At 63.4% G+C, this 625-nt stretch carries 1 protein-coding gene; it reads right to left on the bottom strand.

The window, feature by feature from the left end:
* Positions 1 to 56: 56 nt before the first annotated feature.
* On the bottom strand, positions 57 to 625 hold a 569-nt coding region (locus LG661_RS24835), incomplete at its 5' end, for an IS3 family transposase (RefSeq protein ID WP_230534661.1).

The following is a 625-nucleotide window of genomic DNA, read 5'->3' as shown; positions in this document are numbered from 1 at the left end:
GTGGCTCGGTTTGGCTGAACAGCGTTTTCGGTTTGCGATGTGGAGCCTCTGCCGGGTTAAGCCGCCGCGAGTTGCGGCAGCGGGGCGAAGTAGGCCTGATCGGGCGTCCTCCGGTCAAGGCTCGAATGGGGCCTCCGGCCATTGTAAAAGGTCAGAGAGCGGCCAATCGAGGCGCGAGCTTCGGCGACACTGTCGTAGGCCCTCAGATAGACCTCCTCGTATGTGATGCTGCGCCACAGGCGCTCGACAAAGACGTTGTCGCGCCAGGCGCCCTTGCCATCCATGCTGAGCGCGATCTCATTCTTGAGCAGCACGCTGGCGAAGTCGCGACTGGTGAACTGGCTGCCCTGATCCGTGTTGACGATCTCAGGACAGCCATAGCGGGCCAGCGCCTCCTCAAGGGCCTCGATACAGAACGCTCCCTCCAGGGTAATCGACAGCCGCCAGGCCAGCACGCGCCGGCTGAACCAGTCGACCACCGCCGCCAGATAGACGAAGCCCCGGGCCATGGGGATGTAGGTGATGTCCATGGCCCACACCTGATTGGGCCGGGTGATCGGTAGCTTGCGCAGCAGATAGGGGTAGATCTGATGCCCCGGTGCCGGCTTGGAGGTGTTGGGCTTGC

The sequence above is a fragment of the Microvirga roseola genome, assembly GCF_020866965.1.
Classification (GTDB): Bacteria; Pseudomonadota; Alphaproteobacteria; order Rhizobiales; family Beijerinckiaceae; genus Microvirga; species Microvirga roseola.
The sequence above is the reverse complement of the archived record's forward strand: the minus strand, read 5'-3'. Positions and strand labels throughout refer to the sequence as shown.